General features: G+C 69.1%; 15 protein-coding genes. 10 read left to right on the top strand and 5 right to left on the bottom strand.

Going from position 1 to position 16,431, the window contains the following annotated elements:
* Positions 1-14 precede the first annotated feature (14 nt).
* Complete coding sequence (gene glgX, locus DSC45_RS12280; RefSeq protein ID WP_119290115.1) at positions 15-2,141, bottom strand: glycogen debranching protein GlgX; 2,127 nt, start codon at positions 2,139-2,141, stop codon at positions 15-17.
* Between the two features lie 361 nt (positions 2,142-2,502).
* Here glgX and DSC45_RS12275 point away from each other — a divergent pair, with 361 nt between their 5' ends.
* Positions 2,503-3,750 carry an SAV2148 family HEPN domain-containing protein gene (locus DSC45_RS12275; RefSeq protein WP_119290113.1) on the top strand — a complete coding sequence of 416 codons (1,248 nt, stop codon included), beginning with the start codon at positions 2,503-2,505 and terminating at the stop codon, positions 3,748-3,750.
* A gap of 204 nt (positions 3,751-3,954) precedes the next feature.
* Positions 3,955-4,668 (top strand): 3'-5' exonuclease, encoded by a 714-nt coding sequence (locus DSC45_RS12270; RefSeq protein WP_119290111.1) that lies wholly within the window; start codon positions 3,955-3,957, stop codon positions 4,666-4,668.
* A 93-nt stretch (positions 4,669-4,761) separates the two neighbouring features.
* Here the strand turns inward: DSC45_RS12270 and DSC45_RS12265 are convergent, their stop codons facing one another.
* On the bottom strand, positions 4,762-5,616 hold the full coding sequence (locus DSC45_RS12265; RefSeq protein WP_119290109.1) for a phosphotransferase: 855 nt from the start codon (positions 5,614-5,616) through the stop codon (positions 4,762-4,764).
* A gap of 281 nt (positions 5,617-5,897) precedes the next feature.
* Here DSC45_RS12265 and DSC45_RS12260 point away from each other — a divergent pair, with 281 nt between their 5' ends.
* The 8 genes from DSC45_RS12260 to DSC45_RS12225 all read left to right on the top strand — a co-directional run bounded on the left by DSC45_RS12260 (position 5,898) and on the right by DSC45_RS12225 (position 13,759).
* Positions 5,898-6,821 (top strand): carbohydrate ABC transporter permease, encoded by a 924-nt coding sequence (locus DSC45_RS12260; RefSeq protein WP_119290107.1) that lies wholly within the window; start codon positions 5,898-5,900, stop codon positions 6,819-6,821.
* Entirely contained in the window at positions 6,821-7,654 is an 834-nt protein-coding gene (locus DSC45_RS12255; protein WP_119290105.1) for a carbohydrate ABC transporter permease, read from the top strand. Before DSC45_RS12260 ends, DSC45_RS12255 begins: the two co-directional genes overlap by 1 nt.
* Positions 7,654-8,940 carry an ABC transporter substrate-binding protein gene (locus DSC45_RS12250; RefSeq protein WP_119290103.1) on the top strand — a complete coding sequence of 429 codons (1,287 nt, stop codon included), beginning with the start codon at positions 7,654-7,656 and terminating at the stop codon, positions 8,938-8,940. Before DSC45_RS12255 ends, DSC45_RS12250 begins: the two co-directional genes overlap by 1 nt.
* Positions 8,941-9,251: 311 nt before the next feature.
* Entirely contained in the window at positions 9,252-10,460 is a 1,209-nt protein-coding gene (locus DSC45_RS12245) for a S8 family peptidase (RefSeq protein ID WP_119290101.1), read from the top strand.
* A gap of 123 nt (positions 10,461-10,583) precedes the next feature.
* The gene (locus DSC45_RS12240; protein WP_119290099.1) at positions 10,584-11,162 is read left to right on the top strand and encodes a DUF1697 domain-containing protein; all 579 of its coding nucleotides are present in this window, start codon (positions 10,584-10,586) and stop codon (positions 11,160-11,162) included.
* Complete coding sequence (locus DSC45_RS12235) at positions 11,155-11,529, top strand: nuclear transport factor 2 family protein (protein WP_119290097.1); 375 nt, start codon at positions 11,155-11,157, stop codon at positions 11,527-11,529. Before DSC45_RS12240 ends, DSC45_RS12235 begins: the two co-directional genes overlap by 8 nt.
* A 338-nt stretch (positions 11,530-11,867) precedes the next feature.
* Positions 11,868-12,977: a glycosyltransferase family 2 protein gene (locus DSC45_RS12230; protein ID WP_119290096.1), complete on the top strand. Its 1,110-nt coding sequence runs from the start codon at positions 11,868-11,870 to the stop codon at positions 12,975-12,977.
* A gap of 218 nt (positions 12,978-13,195) precedes the next feature.
* The gene (locus DSC45_RS12225) at positions 13,196-13,759 is read left to right on the top strand and encodes a hypothetical protein (protein WP_205571311.1); all 564 of its coding nucleotides are present in this window, start codon (positions 13,196-13,198) and stop codon (positions 13,757-13,759) included.
* Between the two features lie 95 nt (positions 13,760-13,854).
* On the opposite strand, the gene DSC45_RS12220 is transcribed toward DSC45_RS12225, so the two are convergent.
* From DSC45_RS12220 to DSC45_RS12210, 3 genes are read right to left on the bottom strand one after another with little or no spacing between them, the layout of a single operon-like run.
* On the bottom strand, positions 13,855-14,622 hold the full coding sequence (locus DSC45_RS12220) for a sirohydrochlorin chelatase (RefSeq protein ID WP_119290094.1): 768 nt from the start codon (positions 14,620-14,622) through the stop codon (positions 13,855-13,857).
* Positions 14,622-15,608, bottom strand: coding sequence for an ABC transporter permease (locus DSC45_RS12215; RefSeq protein ID WP_119290092.1), 987 nt, complete (start codon positions 15,606-15,608; stop codon positions 14,622-14,624). Before DSC45_RS12215 ends, DSC45_RS12220 begins: the two co-directional genes overlap by 1 nt.
* Positions 15,595-16,395, bottom strand: a complete 801-nt coding sequence (locus DSC45_RS12210) for an ABC transporter ATP-binding protein (RefSeq protein WP_119290090.1) — start codon at positions 16,393-16,395, stop codon at positions 15,595-15,597. Before DSC45_RS12210 ends, DSC45_RS12215 begins: the two co-directional genes overlap by 14 nt.
* Positions 16,396-16,431: the final 36 nt, after the last annotated feature.

Raw genomic sequence — 16,431 nt, 5'->3', positions numbered from 1 at the left:
TCAGCGGGCCGCCGTCAGGCCGGCCGCTGCAGCACGGTCAGGCTGCGGTCCACGAGTGTCACGCGCTCACCGGCCTGCAGTTTGGCGCCACGCATCGGCGGCACCGGCTCACTGCGCGCGGTGTCGACGACCACCTGCCACTGCCGCCCGTGGTCCGTGGGAACCACGAACTCGATGGGTTCGTTGGAGGCGTTGAACATCAGCAGGAACGAGTCGTCGTGGATGGGCTCGCCGCGCTGACCTGGTTCCGAGATCGAGTTCCCGTTCAGGAACACGCTCAGCGCGCGCGTGTGCGCCCGCTTCCAGTCGTCCTGAGCCATCTCCTGCCCCTGAGGCGTGAACCAGGCGATGTCCGTGAGGTCGTCGTGCGTCCCCTGCACCGGACGGCCGTGGAAGAACCGCCTGCGGCGGAAGACCGGATGGTCCCGGCGCAGCCACGTCATGGCCCGGGTGAAGGCGAGCAGCGCGTCCTCCTCGCCGCCTTCCTCGACCGGGTCGGGCCAGTGCACCCAGGACAGCGGTCCGTCCTGGCAGTAGGCGTTGTTGTTGCCCTGCTGGGTGCGGGCCAGTTCGTCGCCGTGGCTGAGCATGGGCACGCCCTGGGACAGCATCAGGGTCGCGATGAAGTTGCGTGCCTGCCGCTCGCGCAGCGCGAGGACGTCCGGGTCGTCGCAGTCGCCCTCCGCGCCACAGTTCCAGGAGCGGTTGTGGTTCTCGCCGTCGCGGTTGTCCTCGCCGTTCGCCTCGTTGTGCTTGTCGTTGTACGACACGAGATCGCGCAGGGTGAAACCGTCGTGGCAGGTGACGAAGTTGATCGAGGCGAGCGGTCGCCGTCCGTCGTCCTGGTACAGGTCCGACGAGCCGGTGAGCCGCGAGGCGAATTCCGCGAGCGTGCGAGGCTCACCGCGCCACAGGTCCCGCACCGTGTCCCGGTACATGCCGTTCCACTCCGTCCACAGCGGAGGGAAGTTGCCCACCTGGTAGCCGCCCTCGCCGACGTCCCAGGGCTCCGCGATCAGCTTGACCCGCGACACCACAGGGTCCTGCTGCACCAGGTCGAAGAACGAGGAGAGCCGGTCCACCTCGTGGAACTGCCGGGCCAGGGTGGCCGCGAGATCGAAGCGGAAGCCGTCCACGTGCATCTCGGTGACCCAGTAGCGCAACGAGTCCATGATCATCTGCAGGACGTGCGGGGACCGCATGAGCAGCGAGTTCCCGGTCCCCGTGGTGTCCGTGTAGTAGCGCTGGTCCGCGGAGAGCCGGTAGTAGGAGGCGTTGTCCAGGCCGCGGAAGGAGAGCGTGGGGCCGAGGTGATTGCCCTCGGCCGTGTGGTTGTAGACCACGTCGAGGATGACCTCGATTCCGGCCTGGTGCAGGGCGCGTACGGCGGACTTGAACTCGAGGACCTGCTGGCCGCGGTCGCCCCAGGAGGCGTAGCCGTTGTGCGGGGCGAAGAAGCCGATCGTGTTGTAGCCCCAGTAGTTGGCCAGACCGATGTCGGTCAGCCGGTGGTCGTTGACGAACTGATGCACGGGCATCAGTTCGATCGCGGTCACCCCGAGTTCCGTCAGATGCTCGATCACCGCCGGGTGAGCCAGGGCGGCGTACGTGCCGCGCTGCTCCTCGGGCAGCGCCGGGTGGAGCATCGACAGGCCCTTGACGTGGGCCTCGTAGAGCACGGTCTCGTGGTACGGGGTGCGCGGCGCGCGGTCGTCGCCCCAGTCGAAGTACGGGTTGACCACGACCGAAGTCATCGTGTGGGGAGCCGAGTCGAGGTCGTTGCGCCGGTCGGGGGCGCCGAAGTGGTAGCCGTACACCTCCTCGCCCCACTGGATGCTGCCGCTCACTGCGCGCGCGTAGGGGTCGAGCAGCAGCTTGGCGGAATTGCACCGCTGTCCGCGTTCCGGGGCGTACGGGCCGTGCACCCGGAAGCCGTAGCGCTGCCCGGGCATCACGCCGGGCAGGTAGGCGTGCCGCACGAAGGCGTCCGCCTCGCGCAGTTCGACGGCGGTCTCGGACCCGTCGTCGTGCAGCAGACACAGTTCGATTCGGTGGGCGGCCTCCGAGAAGACCGCGAAATTGGTGCCGGCGCCGTCGTACGTGGCACCGAGTGGATACGCCTGTCCAGGCCAGACCTGCATGGAAGGGACTCTTCCATGGACAGGCCCCGGATCGGGTGCCGGTTCGCCGAGACTCCCCCCGAAAGTGCGTCGGTTGACGGAATGCCCCACTTGGTGGCGGGTTCCGGGGTGCTCGGCGGTTCGGCCGGGCGGCGATGCGGTGTCCAGATGGCCGCCCGGGCTATGACTCCGCTCACTCCCACCTGTCCCGTTCGGCAGAACGGCGAAGCGGAACAACGGAGTTGGGGCAAGGAGCCTGCGCATCCGGCTGCACCGCCCGCCGCTCGCGGAGTACCCTTCCTTGATCGTTGAACAGGGGATTTCAGGGCGCGGCACAGGCATGTCGTCCGGCCCCCGGGGGGGAACGGAAGGCGGTGCGTGGGTGGGCTCGGGAGGGCTGGAGCTGCCCCCTGGCGACGAGGGTCGCGAGGGGAGTTCCACGGACGCTCCGCCCTCGACGGTGTCCCTGGCGCGGCCGGTGGACGCGGGATCGCAGATCGGACCCGAACTGGACTGGGGTGTCGACGCCTGGAGCGAGGTGCGTACTCGCGCACAACGGGCCGGGCGCGCCTACATCTGGCTGAATCTGGTCGAACAGCGTCTGCGCGCCGTCGTCGCGGCCGTACTGCGGCCGATCTACGAACCGGTGCACGGGGACGACTGGGTGGTGGCCGCGGCCGGTCCCGCCGGCCAGGAGTGGGTGCAGCGGGCGGTCGCCGTCCGCGAGGTGAGCCGACGCAAGGGCTATCTGCTCGACCCGGCGGACGACAACGTGCTGAGCTTCCTCACCCTTCCGCAGTTGCGCGAGCTGATGGTCCAGCACTGGCCGTGCTTCGAGCCGTACTTCGACGACCGCCGCGATGTCGAGCTGGCCCTGGACGAGCTCGAGGTGACCCGCAACGTCGTCTCGCGCAACCGCGCGCTGTCCGAGACGGTCCTGGCCCAGGCCGAACGCGCCTCGACCCGCCTCCTCGACATACTCGGCGCGGACTCCGACCTTCCCTCTGCGCGCCGGCTGCCGGTCGACGCCGTCGAGGACATAGTCGGCGACCGCTATGCGGACGTGGTCGGTGTGCACTCCGACCGGGTGCGCCTGCTGCGGCAGTTCCCTGCCGAGGACATCTTCGGCGGCGCCCGCCGGCTCGACGTGGTCGGCATAGGGCTCAACCTCCTCGTGCAGAACTTCTCCGGCCGCCGCCTGGTGCGGCTCGCCGAGTCCGGCTGCAGGGTCCGGCTGCTCTTCCTCAACCCGGCCAGCAGCGCGGTCAAGCGGCGCGAGCGGGAACTCGGCCTGAAGAAGGGCGAATTGAGCCGCTCCGTGGAGATGAACATCCTCCATATGCGGCGGGTGAGGTCCCGGTTGCGCGACCCCGGCGCCTTCGAGATCCATGTCTTCGACGAGACGCCGCGCTTCACCGCCTACCTGGTGGACGGCGACGGCCCGGACGGCATCGCCCTGATCCAGTCGTATCTGCGGCGCACTCGCGGGATGGAGGGGCCCGTACTGGTGCTGCGGGGCGGTCGACGGGTGGTCAGGTCCGGTGACGGTGATGCGGGGGGCGAGGGGCTCTTCGAGACATATCGCGAGGAGTTCGAGTCGGTCTGGGTGGATTCGCGCCCGGTGTCCTGAAGGTCGTTCTTGGTGTCGTAGTCCGTTGGTCCGGACCGCCTCCTGCGGCCGTGCTCCGAGGGCAAGCGGAACTCGCCCGTCGGATTGTCAGTGGCGCATGGGAGTGTGAACGGCACATGGGGGAGCTTCACGAAGGAGGGGCAGGATGAGCTGGCATCGCGAGTGGTCGGTCTTCGGCGCGGAGGCGACGGGCGGGGTCCTGCGATGAGTTGGTACAGCGGACCGCTCGTGGCGTTCGATCTGGAGACGACGGGCACCGACATCGAGACCGACCGGATCGTCACCGCCGCGGTGGTGACCGTCGGTCCGGACGAGCAGAGCCCGGGGACCCGGACATGGCTGCTCGACCCGGGCGTCGCGATCCCTGCCGAGGCCACGGCGATCCACGGCATCTCCACGGAGCACGCCCGCCTGCACGGCACATCGGCGGCCCCCGCGATCGACGAGATCACATCCACGATCGCCGAGGCGCTGACATCCGGCACACCCCTGGTGGTGATGAACGCGCGGTACGACCTCTCGCTGCTCGACCGCGAGTGCCGCCGCCACGGGACAGCACCGCTGGCCGAGCGCGTGCGTGGACAGGCGACTCCGGTGATCGACCCGTTGGTCCTCGACAAGCACGTCGACCGCTACCGGAAGGGCAAGCGGAACCTCCAGGCGCTCTGCGAGCACTACGGCGTGCAGCTCAGCGAAGCGCACGACGCGGTCGCGGACGCGGTGGCCGCGGCCCGGGCGGCCCGTCGGATGGGCGCGAAGCACGCGGACATAGGGGCGTTGGCGCCGACGGATCTGCACGACCTCCAGGTCCGTGCGGCGGCCGATCAGGCGGCGTCACTGCAGAAGTATCTGCGTCGCACGTCGAATCCGCAGGCGACGGTCGAGCACGCCTGGCCGGTCATCCCGCACCAACGCTGAGGCATTCACCGCTTCGTACCCAGGCCCGTGCGGCCGGCGCGCAAGCAGCACCGTGTGCCGGACCAACGGGCCTGCGTACGAAGCGGCGGACGATCAGAACGGGTACCAGCGCACCCCGGTGTCCCCGTCCCGCAGTGAGGCCACCCGGCGCCGGAACTCGACCAGCGCCTTGGGGTTGCTCGGCGCATGCTGCGCCACCCACGCGCAGCTCGCCGTCTCCCGTGCCCCGCGCAGTACCGCACACCCGTCCCACCCGCGCACGTCCCAGCCGTAGGCCGTGACGAACGAGTCGTAGGACGCGGCCGGCAGGCCGTAGCGGTCGGCGGACAGGGCCATCACCACGAGGTCGTGCTCACGCAGATCGGTGGCGAAGGTCTCCAGGTCCACCAGGACCGGACCGTCGGGGCCGACATGGACGTTGCGCGGCAGCGCGTCACCGTGGATCGGGCCGGGTTCGAGATGCGCGGTGAGCGCCGCGGCCGCGGCGGCGAAGCCGTCCCGGCGCTCGCGCAGATACGCGGCGTCCGCCGGATCGACGGTGTCCCCTGCGAGCCGTAGCCACCGCTCCACACCGCCCAGCAACTCCCGGCGCGGCAGCGCGAAGGGCGGAGCGGGCAGCGCGTGCACTCGGCGGAGCAGAAGCGCGAGATCGCGCGGCTCGACCGGCCTGACCGCGGGTCCGATGCCGTGCCAGAGCGTCAGCGGATGGCTGTCGACCAGGCGAGGCTTGGGCTCGGCGGCCCGTACCGCCGGGACCCCGCACTGCTCCAGCCAGTCCGCCACGAGCAGCTCGCGAGTGGCGCGCTCCAGGAGTTCGGGGGCGGCGCGGCCGACCTTGACGACCACGGCACCGTCGGTGAAGACCGCGTTCTCACCGAGCGAGAGCAGCTCGGCGCCGGGGTCGAGGCCCGCCCCGTCCAGGAGCTCGCGAGCCCGAGCCTCGTCCATCAGTTGCCTCCCACGGCCACGCGTCGAACTGTTCCGGGCGCCGGCGACGCGGCCGTCGACCCGGTTCAGTCTCGCATTCGTACAGGCCACGAGGCGCGCGCGGCCGCTTGACGTTTGCGGGTCACGTCAGCACCATGACGGGGCCCACCCGGGCGAACACGGCGCGTAACGCTCTCCAGGTCCAGGCGGTGTCTCCCTCGAGGGCGCGCCCCGGCCCGGAGTGACACGGCGGGTGACGGGCGGGCGCCCCCTCCCACACACCGCCCGAAGGAGCCGCTCCCGTGACACCGTCGACCGCGACACAGCGGCCGGAGAAGGGCGGGCCGGTCCGCGGACCGGCGGACTACGGCGCCTGGTTCCTGGTCCTGCCGGCCCTGATCCCCATCCTGGTGCTGAGTGTCGGTCCGCTGCTGTACGGCATCGCGCTGTCGTTCACGGACGCCCAGTCGGGACGTACTTCCGCGACCCAGTGGATCGGACTGCTGAACTTCCAGGACCTGGTGCACGACACCCTTTTCTGGGACTCGTTCCGCATCGGTCTGCTGTGGGCGGTCGGGGTGACGGTCCCGCAGTTCCTGCTCGCACTGGGCCTTGCCCTGCTGCTGAACCAGAATCTGCGGTTCCGATGGCTGGCGAGGGCGCTCGCGATCATCCCCTGGGCAATGCCCGAGGTGGTCGTCGGCATCATGTGGCGCCTCGTCTACCACCCCGACGCGGGCGTACTCAACGAAACCCTGTCCAACCTCGGTCTCGGCGGCGGCCGCGACTGGCTGACCGGCACCGCCACCGCGCTGTTCGCCGTCATCGTCGTCGGCATCTGGGCGGGCATGCCCCAGACGACGGTCGCCCTGCTCGCCGGCCTGCAGAACACACCCCGCGAACTGCACGAGGCGGCTGCGATGGACGGCGCCGGAGCCTGGCGGCGCTTCAGGACCGTCACCTGGCCCGCCATCAAGCCGGTCGCCCTCGCCATCTCGGCCCTGAACTTCATCTGGAACTTCAACTCCTTCGCCCTGGTCTACGTGCTGACTCAGGGAGGGCCGGGCGGCCGCACCCGGCTGCCGATGCTCTTCGCCTACGAAGAGGCCTTCCGCTACGGGCAGTTCGGATACGCGGCGGCGATGGGCTGTGTGATGGTCGCGGTGATCTCGGTGATCCTCGCGTTCTACCTGGTCGGACGGTTGAAGGGAGGCGACGAGAGCTGATGCGTACCTCGAAGTCCGCACGCGCGGCGCAGTACGTGGCCCTGGCGGCGTATCTCGTCTTCCTGGCCTTCCCGTTCGCCTGGCTGATCTCCACCGCCTTCAAACCGGCCAGGGAACTGGGCAGCCTGCATCCCACCTGGATCCCCGAGAACCCCACTCTGGGGAACTTCCGGCAGGCCTTCGACGAGCAGCCGCTGCTCCAGGCCACCGCCAACTCCCTGATCGTGGCGGTGAGTGCGGCCCTGGTGGCCGTGGTGATCGCGACCCCGATGGCGTACGTGATGGCGCGCCACCGCAACCGGCTCGCGAAGGCGGCCACCGGGTGGGTGGTGATCAGCCAGGCCTTCCCGTTCGTCCTGATCATCATCCCGCTCTTCATGATTCTGAAGAAATTCCACCTGATCAATTCCCTGGCCGGCCTGATCATGGTGTACGTGGTCTGGGCCCTGCCGTTCGCCCTGTGGATGCTGGTCGGCTACGTACGGGCCGTGCCGCCCGAACTGGAGCAGGCCGCCGCCGTGGACGGTGCCGGCCGGTTGCGCATCCTGGTCTCGATCACGGCGCCGCTGCTCGCGCCGGGAATCGTCGCGACCGCGATGTTCTCCTTCATCACCGCGTGGAACGAGTTCTTCTTCGCCCTCGTCCTGCTGAAGACACCGGAGAAGCAGACCTTGCCCGTCATCCTGAACCGCTTCATCGGCACCGAGGGCGTCGCCGATCTCGGCCCGCTCGCCGCGGCAGCCTTCCTCGCCACCATCCCCTCTCTCGTGATCTTCGCGCTGATCCAGAAGCGGATCACCGGAGGCATGCTCGCCGGGGCGGTGAAGCACTGATGCGCCGCCCCCGGATCCTGACGGCAGCCGCGGCCGCCCTCGCCCTGCTGCTGTCCGGGTGCAGCGGGTCGCAGGAGAGCGACGACGGCCGCATCACCCTCGAATTCCAGTCACTGGCCTGGCAGAAGGAGTCCGTCGACGCGAACAAGCAGCTGGTGAAGGAGTGGAACGCGCGCCACCCCGATGTCCAGGTGAAGTACATCCAGGGCAGTTGGGACAGTGTCCACGACCAACTCCTGACCTCCTTCGAGGGCGGCGAGGCGCCGGACATCATCCACGACGCCTCCGACGACCTCGCCGACTTCGCCTACGGCGGCTACCTCGCCGATCTCCGCGAACTGCTGCCGTCCCGGCTCACCTCCGACATCCCCGGAACCTCCTGGGAGACGACGACGTTCGGCAAGGGGGTGTACGGGGTGCCCTTCCTGCAGGAGCCGCGGGTTCTGATCGCCAACGCGACGTGGCTGAAGAAGTCCGGCGTCCGCATCCCCACCACCGAGAAGCCCTGGAGCTGGCCGGAGTTCCGCCGCATCACGAAGAAGCTCAGCGGTGACGGCAAGTACGGAGTCGCCTGGCCGCTCAAGGAGCCGGTTTCGGCCACGTTGAACCTCTCGCTGGCCACCGGCGGCCAGGTCTTCCACCGCGGCGCGGACGGCAAGGTGGACGTCCGCTTCGACGCAGCGGACCAGGTCGTGCCCCGTACCGTCCGAGACCAGGTCAACACCGATGGCAGCGCGTCGAGTTCGACCCTCGGCATGGGCGGCTCCGACACTCTGCCGGGGTTCTTCGGCGGCAAGTACGCCATGGTCCCGCTGGGCTTCTCGTACCGCCAGCAGGTCGCGCAGCAGGCACCGAAGGGCTTCGACTGGCGGGTGCTGCCGGCTCCGGCCGGCGCGCAGGGGCTCCAGCAGGGCGTCTCCCCGCAGACGTTGTCCATCGCCGAGGACAGTGGGCACAAGAAGGAGGCGATGGAGTTCATCGACTTCCTGCTGCAGCCGGACAATGTGGTGCGGCTCGCGGAGGGCGACTGGATGCTGCCCACCGGGTCCGAGGCGCTGAAAGCTCCGGCGCTGCGCCGCGAGAAGGACGGCTGGGACGTCGGGGCGGCGCTCGCCGGGGAGTTGAGGACCGCGCCCGCCCAATCCGTACGCGGCTATCCGGAGTGGAAGGACAAGGTGGCCACGCCCGCGCTGCAGGAGTACTACAGCGGCGCGATCGACGGGCCGGAGCTGCGCAGGCGGCTGGTCGAGGACGGCAATCTGGTGCTCGCGCGCTATCAGCGCTGAATCCCAGGTCCATACCAGTCGAGTCGGCCGTCCTTCTCCCAACTTGCCCATATCTAAACCCAGATCGCGAAATTCGGAGCGCGGAGGCTGCCAACAGGCCTGCGCGCTTCACGATTTGGGCAAAGCGCCCGAATGTTTGTTGCGAAAACTTGTTGATCAAGTCACAGGTGTATGTAGGTATTGATCTGCGCGCGTCAATCGGTCAGGGTTTCGTCTCAACCCCCGGATATCTTCCGGGTCTACGGGGGTTGATTCGACAACTTTATGCAACCCCCCACAACTCCCCCCACACCACGAGGAGCTCACTCTTCATGGCACGTAACAAGCGTTCTCGTTCGATGAAGCTCACCGCCGCGATAGCCACCGCCGCGACGGCGGTCGGCGTCACGATCTTCGCCAGCCCGTTCGCGGGTGCCGCGGCTCCGGCCGAGGGCAAGATCTACGGTGCCGACGCCAAGGGCGCGGTCTCGGGCAGCTACATCGTCATGCTGGACGGCAAGGCCGACAAGAGCGGCAAGCAGGACCTCGCCAAGGAGTACGGCGGCAAGCTGAAGAAGAACTACTCCTCCGCGATCAACGGCTTCTCGGCCTCGGGCCTGTCCGAGACCGAGGCCAAGCGCCTCGCCGCCGACCCCACGGTCGACAAGGTCGTCCAGAACAAGAAGTTCACCATCGACGCCACCCAGGACAACCCGCCGTCGTGGGGCCTGGACCGCATCGACCAGACCGAGACCGCCGGTGACGACGCGTACACCTACCCGGACTCCGCCGGCGAGGGCGTCACCGCGTACGTGATCGACACCGGTGTCCGCATCACCCACGAGGACTTCGAGGGTCGCGCCAAGCACGGCTACGACGCGGTCGACGGCGACGACTCCGCCGACGACGGCAACGGTCACGGCACGCACGTCGCCGGCACCATCGCGGGTGCCGCGCACGGTGTCGCCAAGAAGGCGAACGTCGTCGCCGTCCGCGTCCTCGACGACAACGGCTCGGGCACCACCGAGCAGGTCGTCGCGGGCATCGACTGGGTGACCGAGAACCACGAGGGCCCGTCCGTCGCCAACATGAGCCTCGGCGGCGGCGCGGACGAGGCGCTCGACGCGGCCGTCGAGAAGTCGATCGCCGCGGGCGTCACCTACGGTGTCGCGGCCGGCAACGAGTCCTCGGACGCCGGCCAGAGCTCGCCGGCCCGCGTGCCGGAGGCCATCACGGTGGCCTCCTCCACCGACGCCGACGAGCAGTCCGACTTCTCCAACTACGGCGAGATCGTCGACATCTACGCCCCGGGCTCGGACATCACCTCGGCCTGGAACACCGACGACACCGCCACGGACACCATCTCCGGTACGTCGATGGCGACGCCGCACGTCGTCGGTGCCGCGGCCGTCTACCTGGGCGCCAACCAGGACGCCGCGCCGGACGCGGTGGCCAAGGCCCTGACCGAGGGTGCCACCCCGGACGCGATCACCAACGCGTCCCCGGGCACCCCGAACCTGCTGCTCAAGGTCACCGAGTAAGCATCCGCTGAACCGGCGGCCGTCGCGCTTTCCCCCACGGGGCGCGACGGCCGCCTCTCGTTTGCACCGCCGGGCGGCGACCGGCTGTTTGGTCCCGACCCCCGCGCTGTCTATGTTGAGCGCATGACGACGTACGCGGCGCTGCTCCGGGGCATCAACGTAGGTGGCAACAGACGCGTTCCGATGGCTGATCTGCGCGAACTGATCAGTGGGCTCGGCCATCGGGACATCAGGACCAACCTCCAGAGCGGCAACGCCGTGTTCACGGCCGAAGGACCGGACAGCACCGCTGTGGTGGACCGCCGGGCCCGCGAGGAGGAGTTGGCGTTCTCCCTCGCTGCGGCGCTCGAGGAGCGCTTCGGCTTCGCTGTGGACTGCCTGGTGCGTGACCATGCCTACCTCGCGGCGGTGGTCGAGCAGTGTCCGTTCCCGGCCGCGACCCTCGAAGGCCGCCAACTGCACGCGACGTACCTCTCCGGACCCGTCGACGCGCAGGGCCTCGCGGCCGCCGTCGACGCTGCGACCTACGCTCCCGACGACTACCGGGTGGGCGACCGGGTTCTCTACCTCTACGCACAGGACGGCCTCGGGAACTCCAGGTTGGCGGCGGCGCTGTCGAGGCCGAGCCTGTTCAAGGGCGTGGTGGCGACGAGCCGTAACTGGAACACCGTGACCAAACTGGTGGAGATGACCGGTGTCTGAGATCACCGAGGCCGTGCGCGAGGCCATCGAATGCGAACTGCGGCTGCTGACACCTGAGATGCGCCGGTCGCCGGAACTGCTCGGGTCCCTGCTGCATCCGGAGTTCACGGAGTTCGGCTACTCCGGCAGGCGTTGGGACCGGGATTCGATCATCGCCGAGCTGACGGGGCGTCCGGGACCTGCCATCAGGCCGGTCACCACGAGGGGCATGCAAGGGGTGCAACTGGCCGACGATCTCGTGCACCTCACGTTCGACACCGACCACAATGGGCGCCTGGCGCACCGAAGTTCACTGTGGCGGCATACGGACGAGGGCTGGCTTCTGTGGTTCCACCAGGCGACGCCCTTCAGTAATCCACAGGAATAGTCGACTCCGGATTCGCCTCCGGCTTCGTTCCTGGCTTGTTTCTGGCTTCGTTCCTGATCCGGGTGCCCGGATTCCGGTATCCGACCCTTGCCTTCGGGCCGAACCCGGTCTTTTCCGGGTTATCCACAGAAGTATCCGGTTCCGGTTATAAGGGTCTCGACCGTCGTAATGTGATCGCCGTCCGGACCGCACGACCGCGATCCGCACGCGAATCGACTACGGGGGAACACCATGCATGGAGGCCTGCCGTTCATCGGCCTCAGTACGTTGGTCTACGGCCTGGTCGGTCTCACCGGCCTGCTCGCGAACCTGCTGGGCAGGATCGGCGGACTGCCGCGATGACCGGGGTGCACGAGAAGACCCGGGTGAGCGACATCGGTTCGGGCGTCACGGTGATCGTGCCCGCCCACAACGAGGAGGCGGGCCTGCCCGCCACCCTCGAGTCCCTGGCGCAGCAGTCGCTGCCGGCGGAGCGCGTCATCGTGGTCGACGACGCCTCGTGCGACCGCACCGGGGAAGTGGCCGCGGCGCACGGCGTGACCGTCCTGCGCCCGCCCCACAACCTGGGCAGCAAGGCCAAGGCGCAGAACTACGCACTGCCGTACTGCACCACGGACCTGGTCCTGGCGGTCGACGCGGACACCGTCCTCGCGCCGGACTACATCGAGCGCACGGCCGCGGTCTTCGACGATCCGGAAGTGGTGGTCGCCGCGGGGAACGTCCAGACGAGACACACCAGAACGCTCTGGGAGCGGGGCCGTTCGGTGGAGTATCTCTTCGGCTTCCACTGGCACCGGCCGATCCAGCACCGCGCCGGGAGCCCCATGGTCTGCTCCGGCTGCTGCTCGGTCTTCCGCCGGGCCGATCTGGTCGCCTTCGGTGGATTTCCCGAGCGCACCATCGTCGAGGACATGGACTACACCTGGTCCCAGCAGATCGCGGGCCGGCGCGCGCTCTACGTCTCGGACGCGGTTGCCTGGGCGGCCGACCCCGAGACCCTCACCTACCTGCGCAAGCAGGTCTGGCGCTGGATGGCCGGCTTCTGTCAGAACGTCAGGCTGCACACCCGCAGCCTGGTCACCGCGAAGCCGATACTGGCTCTCTGGATCCTGCTCGCGCTCTTCGAGATCGTCACGGCACCGCTGTGGTGGGCGACCCCGTTCCTGGTGGCTGCGACCACGGGACAGACCGTCGGAGCGGCACTCGCCTGGTGGGTCGCGGCCGAGACGCTGCTGACCCTGCCACCGCTGTTCTACGCGGCCCGCCGACGCCGACTGCGCCTGAGATCAGTCCTGTTGAACGTTCCCTGTGTCTACGCCACCAAGGCGGTCAACGTCTACTACGCGTGGAAGGCCCTGGTCGTCGAACTGATCCTGGTGCCGCTACGCCTGACCGACGGGCTCACCGTGTACGAGAAGGGGAGGCCGGCTCTCGGGGGTGCGGGGTGACAGGACGCCCGTGCTCATGGCCTCGGAAGTGGCGAGATCCGACACCGTTGACGTGTACCTGTAAACGGTGCGACTCTCGGTGCGTTTCGCGACACGGGAGGGGAGGGAGGTCGCGTCCGGATCGTCGCTCGCACTGCGTCCGTCCGTGTCTCTGTTCATCTGTGCCCGTGTCTGTCTCTGTTCGTTCACTCGAAGATCCGTACCAGGGAGACCACCCCATGAAGACCCCCCACAGGCCGTCCTCCATACGCAGCAGACGCTCGCGCATCGCGGCGGTGACCGTGGCCGCCGGTGCCGCGCTCGCCCTCGCGGCGCCCGGTATCGGCCACGCCGTCCAGGAAGACGGGGAAGGCGTCGGAGTCCGGGCGAAGCTCAGCCACTCCCAGGCCACCGCCAAGTTCGAGTCCGCCGGCATCACCTGGTCGTCCAGCGGCGGCTGTTCGGACCGGAACAAGCCCAACTGCACCTCGTTCGACCAGGTCAACTCCGCCACCGTGGACGGCGTGATCACGCTCAAGTCGGCAAGCGGCTGCGGCATCCGTCTCACCGGCGGAACCGAGACCGGCCACGCGGACGGCACCTACAGCCACTGGAACGGCTACAAGGTCGACTTCGGCCTCTCCGAGTGCCTGAACAACTACATCCAGGGCACCTTCACGTCGATCGGCGGCTCGAAGTGGCAGTCGGGCAGCGGCAACATCTACTACAAGGAGGGCAACCACTGGGACGTGACCTACCACAACTGCGGCGGGTGCATAGCTGCGGAGCAGGCCGCCGGCTGACCTGACCTGACCTGACCTGACCTGACCGCCGCCGCATGCCTCGGCCCGGTGCGGCGGCGGTCAGGCCCAGGGCGGGTGGCCGCGGGCCGAGCGGTTCAGGCCGAGAGCGGCGTGAGGAGCCGGGTGTGTACCGGCGCGCAGGCGTCGTAACGCTCGAGCAGCAGCCGGGCCAACTCCGGTGCGGGGCCGAGCACATCGGCCAGGACGTCCGCCCCGGCCTCCCGTGCGCCGCGCACGATGCGATCCGGCAGGAAGCCCGGGGCGATCACATACGGGGCCACCGCCACCCGGCGCACCCCCTCGGCCCGCAGGGCCCGCACGGCGTCCTCGGTGCGGGGCAGAGATGCGGAGGCGAACGCAGGCCGCACGGCACACCAACCGGTGCGCCGCCACTCCCGCGCGATTTCTGCGATCACTGCGATCGCCTCCGGGTCGGAGGAGCCGGCCGAGGCGAGTACCACCCCGGTCGTGCTCTTGTCGCCGGCCCGCACGCCGGCCTCGGCGAGGCGGCGGTCCAGGGCCGACTGCAGCAGCGGCGAGGGCCCCAGCACCTCGGCTTGGCGCACCGTGAGCTGCGGCAGTCGGGACACGGCCTCGTGCAGGACGGCAGGAATATCCGTCTTCGCGTGGAAGGCGCGGGTGAGCAGCAGCGGGAGAGCCACCACGTCCCGCACACCGTCCGCGGCGATCGCCTCCAGGGCACGCGGCACGGACGGTGCGTTGAACTCCAGGAACGCGGTCTCCACGCGCAGATGCGGGCGTTCGGCCCGGACCCGCCGCACCAGGGCGTGCACGGTTGCGGCATGCCGGGGATCGCGGCTGCCGTGGGCGACGACGAGGAGTACGGGGGAGGAGAAGGGCATCAGAAGTTCCGGGTGAGCAGGCCCCTGCTGCGCAGTACACGGCGTTCCAGGGGAGAGAAGAAGAGGAGGTCGATGCCGATGCCGACGATCAGGATCAGCAGGATGGTGGCCAGGACGCCGGACATGTCGCTGTAGGTGCGGAAGTTCTCCATCAGCTGACCGAGTCCGGTGCCCAGATCTGGGGAGTTGGCGATCAGTTCGGCTGCCATCAGCGAGCGCCAGGAGAACGCCCAGCCCTGCTTCAGGCCTGCCAGATAGCCCGGCAGGGCCGCCGGCAACAGGACGTGCCGTACGCCCTGGATCCCGGTCGCGCCGATCACCCGGCCCGCCCGCAGATACAGCGGCGGGATCTGGTCGACGCCGGCCACCAGACCGTTCGCGATCGAGGGGACTGCGCCGAGCAGGACCACCGCGTAGATCGTCGCGTCGGTCAGACCGAACCAGATGATCGCCGCAGGCACCCAGGCCACCGAGGGCAGGGACTGCAGACCGGACAGGATCGGTCCGATCGCGGCCCGCACGGGCTTGACCCGGGCCACGAGCAGACCCAGCGGGGTACCGACCGCCACCGACACCAGGAATCCGAGAGCGCCACGAGAGACGGAGGTCCAGATGTAGCCGAGCAACGTGCCCTCGAGCCACATGTCCTTGATGGACCCGGCCACGTCGAGCGGTCCAGGAAGCACGTAGTCCGGCTTCACGTCGGAGATCGCGGCCAGCTGCCAGATCGTGATCACCAGGATCACCGCCACCAGCGGCGGCACCGCCTTGGACAGCAGGATGCGGCCGAACGGCACACGTTCGGACGTCTTGGTCTCCAGAGCGTCGAGGCCGGCCTCGAGCCCGTCGTCGGAACCCGTTCGGGGAGCCCTGCCGCCGTCGGACTTCACGTCCGTGGCGGAGGCGGCGTCGGCAGCCGGCGTTCCGGCTTCGGTGTCGTCCGGGGGACCGGGGTTCTCCCCGGTCCGTGTCTCAGTGCTGGCCATGACGGCGGATCTCCCCCCGCAGCTGCTCGGTGATCTCTACGGACAGGTCGGCCACTTGGGAATCCTCGATCCGGCGCGGGTGCGGGATGTCGACCTGCCACTCACGGGCGATACGTCCAGGACGGGACGAAAGGAGGACGACACGTTGAGCGAGCCGAACCGCCTCGCGGACGTTGTGGGTGACGAAGAGGACCGAGACGTCCGTCTCGGACCAGATACGGGTGAGCTCGTCGTGGAGCACGTCCCGGGTGATGGCGTCGAGCGCGGCGAACGGCTCGTCCATCAGGAGCAGTTGACTGTCCTGGGCGAGGGCACGGGCAAGCGCGACGCGCTGCCGCATACCGCCCGACAGCTCGTGCACCCGCTTGCCGTGGGCCCCCTTGAGACGGACCGTCTCGAGGAGACGCTCCGCCTCGTCGGGACGCTCCTGCTTGGGCATCCCCCGCATCTTGAGGGCGAGTTCGATGTTCTTGCCGGCCGTCAGCCAGGGGAACAGCGCATGCTCCTGGAACATCAGGGCCGGCCGCCCGCCGGGCACCTCGATGGCACCGGCGGACGGCTTGTCGAGTCCTGCGACCAGGTTCAGGAGGGTGGACTTGCCGCAGCCGGAAGCCCCCAGCAGCGTCACGAACTCGCCGGGCGCGACATCGAGTGCGATGTCGTCGAGGACGAGCTGCTGGGCACCACCCCGGCCGAACGACTTGGACACGTGGTCGATCCGGGCGGCGAACGGCGCCGTGCCGGCGGCGTCCTGCGCGTCGGCCTGCTTGACGAGTGCGGTGGCCATGGGCCTCACCTCCTGAGGGCGTTCCGGTCTGCGGGT

Origin of the sequence: Streptomyces sp. YIM 130001 (assembly GCF_003574445.1) — a bacterium.
Taxonomy (GTDB): domain Bacteria; phylum Actinomycetota; class Actinomycetes; order Streptomycetales; family Streptomycetaceae; genus Streptomyces.
Note: the sequence above shows the minus strand (reverse complement) of the source record. Positions and strands in the feature narration are given on the sequence as shown.

What these genes read in the sequence shown, in the direction of transcription:
- DSC45_RS12225 (WP_205571311.1), top strand. Translation starts at nt 13,196, where the DNA reads ATGAAGACCCCCCACAGGCCGTCCTCCATACGCAGCAGACGCTCGCGC.
- DSC45_RS12220 (WP_119290094.1), bottom strand. Translation starts at nt 14,622, where the DNA reads ATGCCCTTCTCCTCCCCCGTACTCCTCGTCGTCGCCCACGGCAGCCGC.
- DSC45_RS12245 (WP_119290101.1), top strand. Translation starts at nt 9,252, where the DNA reads ATGGCACGTAACAAGCGTTCTCGTTCGATGAAGCTCACCGCCGCGATA.
- DSC45_RS12240 (WP_119290099.1), top strand. Translation starts at nt 10,584, where the DNA reads ATGACGACGTACGCGGCGCTGCTCCGGGGCATCAACGTAGGTGGCAAC.
- DSC45_RS12210 (WP_119290090.1), bottom strand. Translation starts at nt 16,395, where the DNA reads ATGGCCACCGCACTCGTCAAGCAGGCCGACGCGCAGGACGCCGCCGGC.
- DSC45_RS12215 (WP_119290092.1), bottom strand. Translation starts at nt 15,608, where the DNA reads ATGGCCAGCACTGAGACACGGACCGGGGAGAACCCCGGTCCCCCGGAC.
- DSC45_RS12255 (WP_119290105.1), top strand. Translation starts at nt 6,821, where the DNA reads ATGCGTACCTCGAAGTCCGCACGCGCGGCGCAGTACGTGGCCCTGGCG.
- DSC45_RS12265 (WP_119290109.1), bottom strand. Translation starts at nt 5,616, where the DNA reads ATGGACGAGGCTCGGGCTCGCGAGCTCCTGGACGGGGCGGGCCTCGAC.
- DSC45_RS12230 (WP_119290096.1), top strand. Translation starts at nt 11,868, where the DNA reads ATGACCGGGGTGCACGAGAAGACCCGGGTGAGCGACATCGGTTCGGGC.
- DSC45_RS12270 (WP_119290111.1), top strand. Translation starts at nt 3,955, where the DNA reads ATGAGTTGGTACAGCGGACCGCTCGTGGCGTTCGATCTGGAGACGACG.
- DSC45_RS12250 (WP_119290103.1), top strand. Translation starts at nt 7,654, where the DNA reads ATGCGCCGCCCCCGGATCCTGACGGCAGCCGCGGCCGCCCTCGCCCTG.
- glgX (WP_119290115.1), bottom strand. Translation starts at nt 2,141, where the DNA reads ATGCAGGTCTGGCCTGGACAGGCGTATCCACTCGGTGCCACGTACGAC.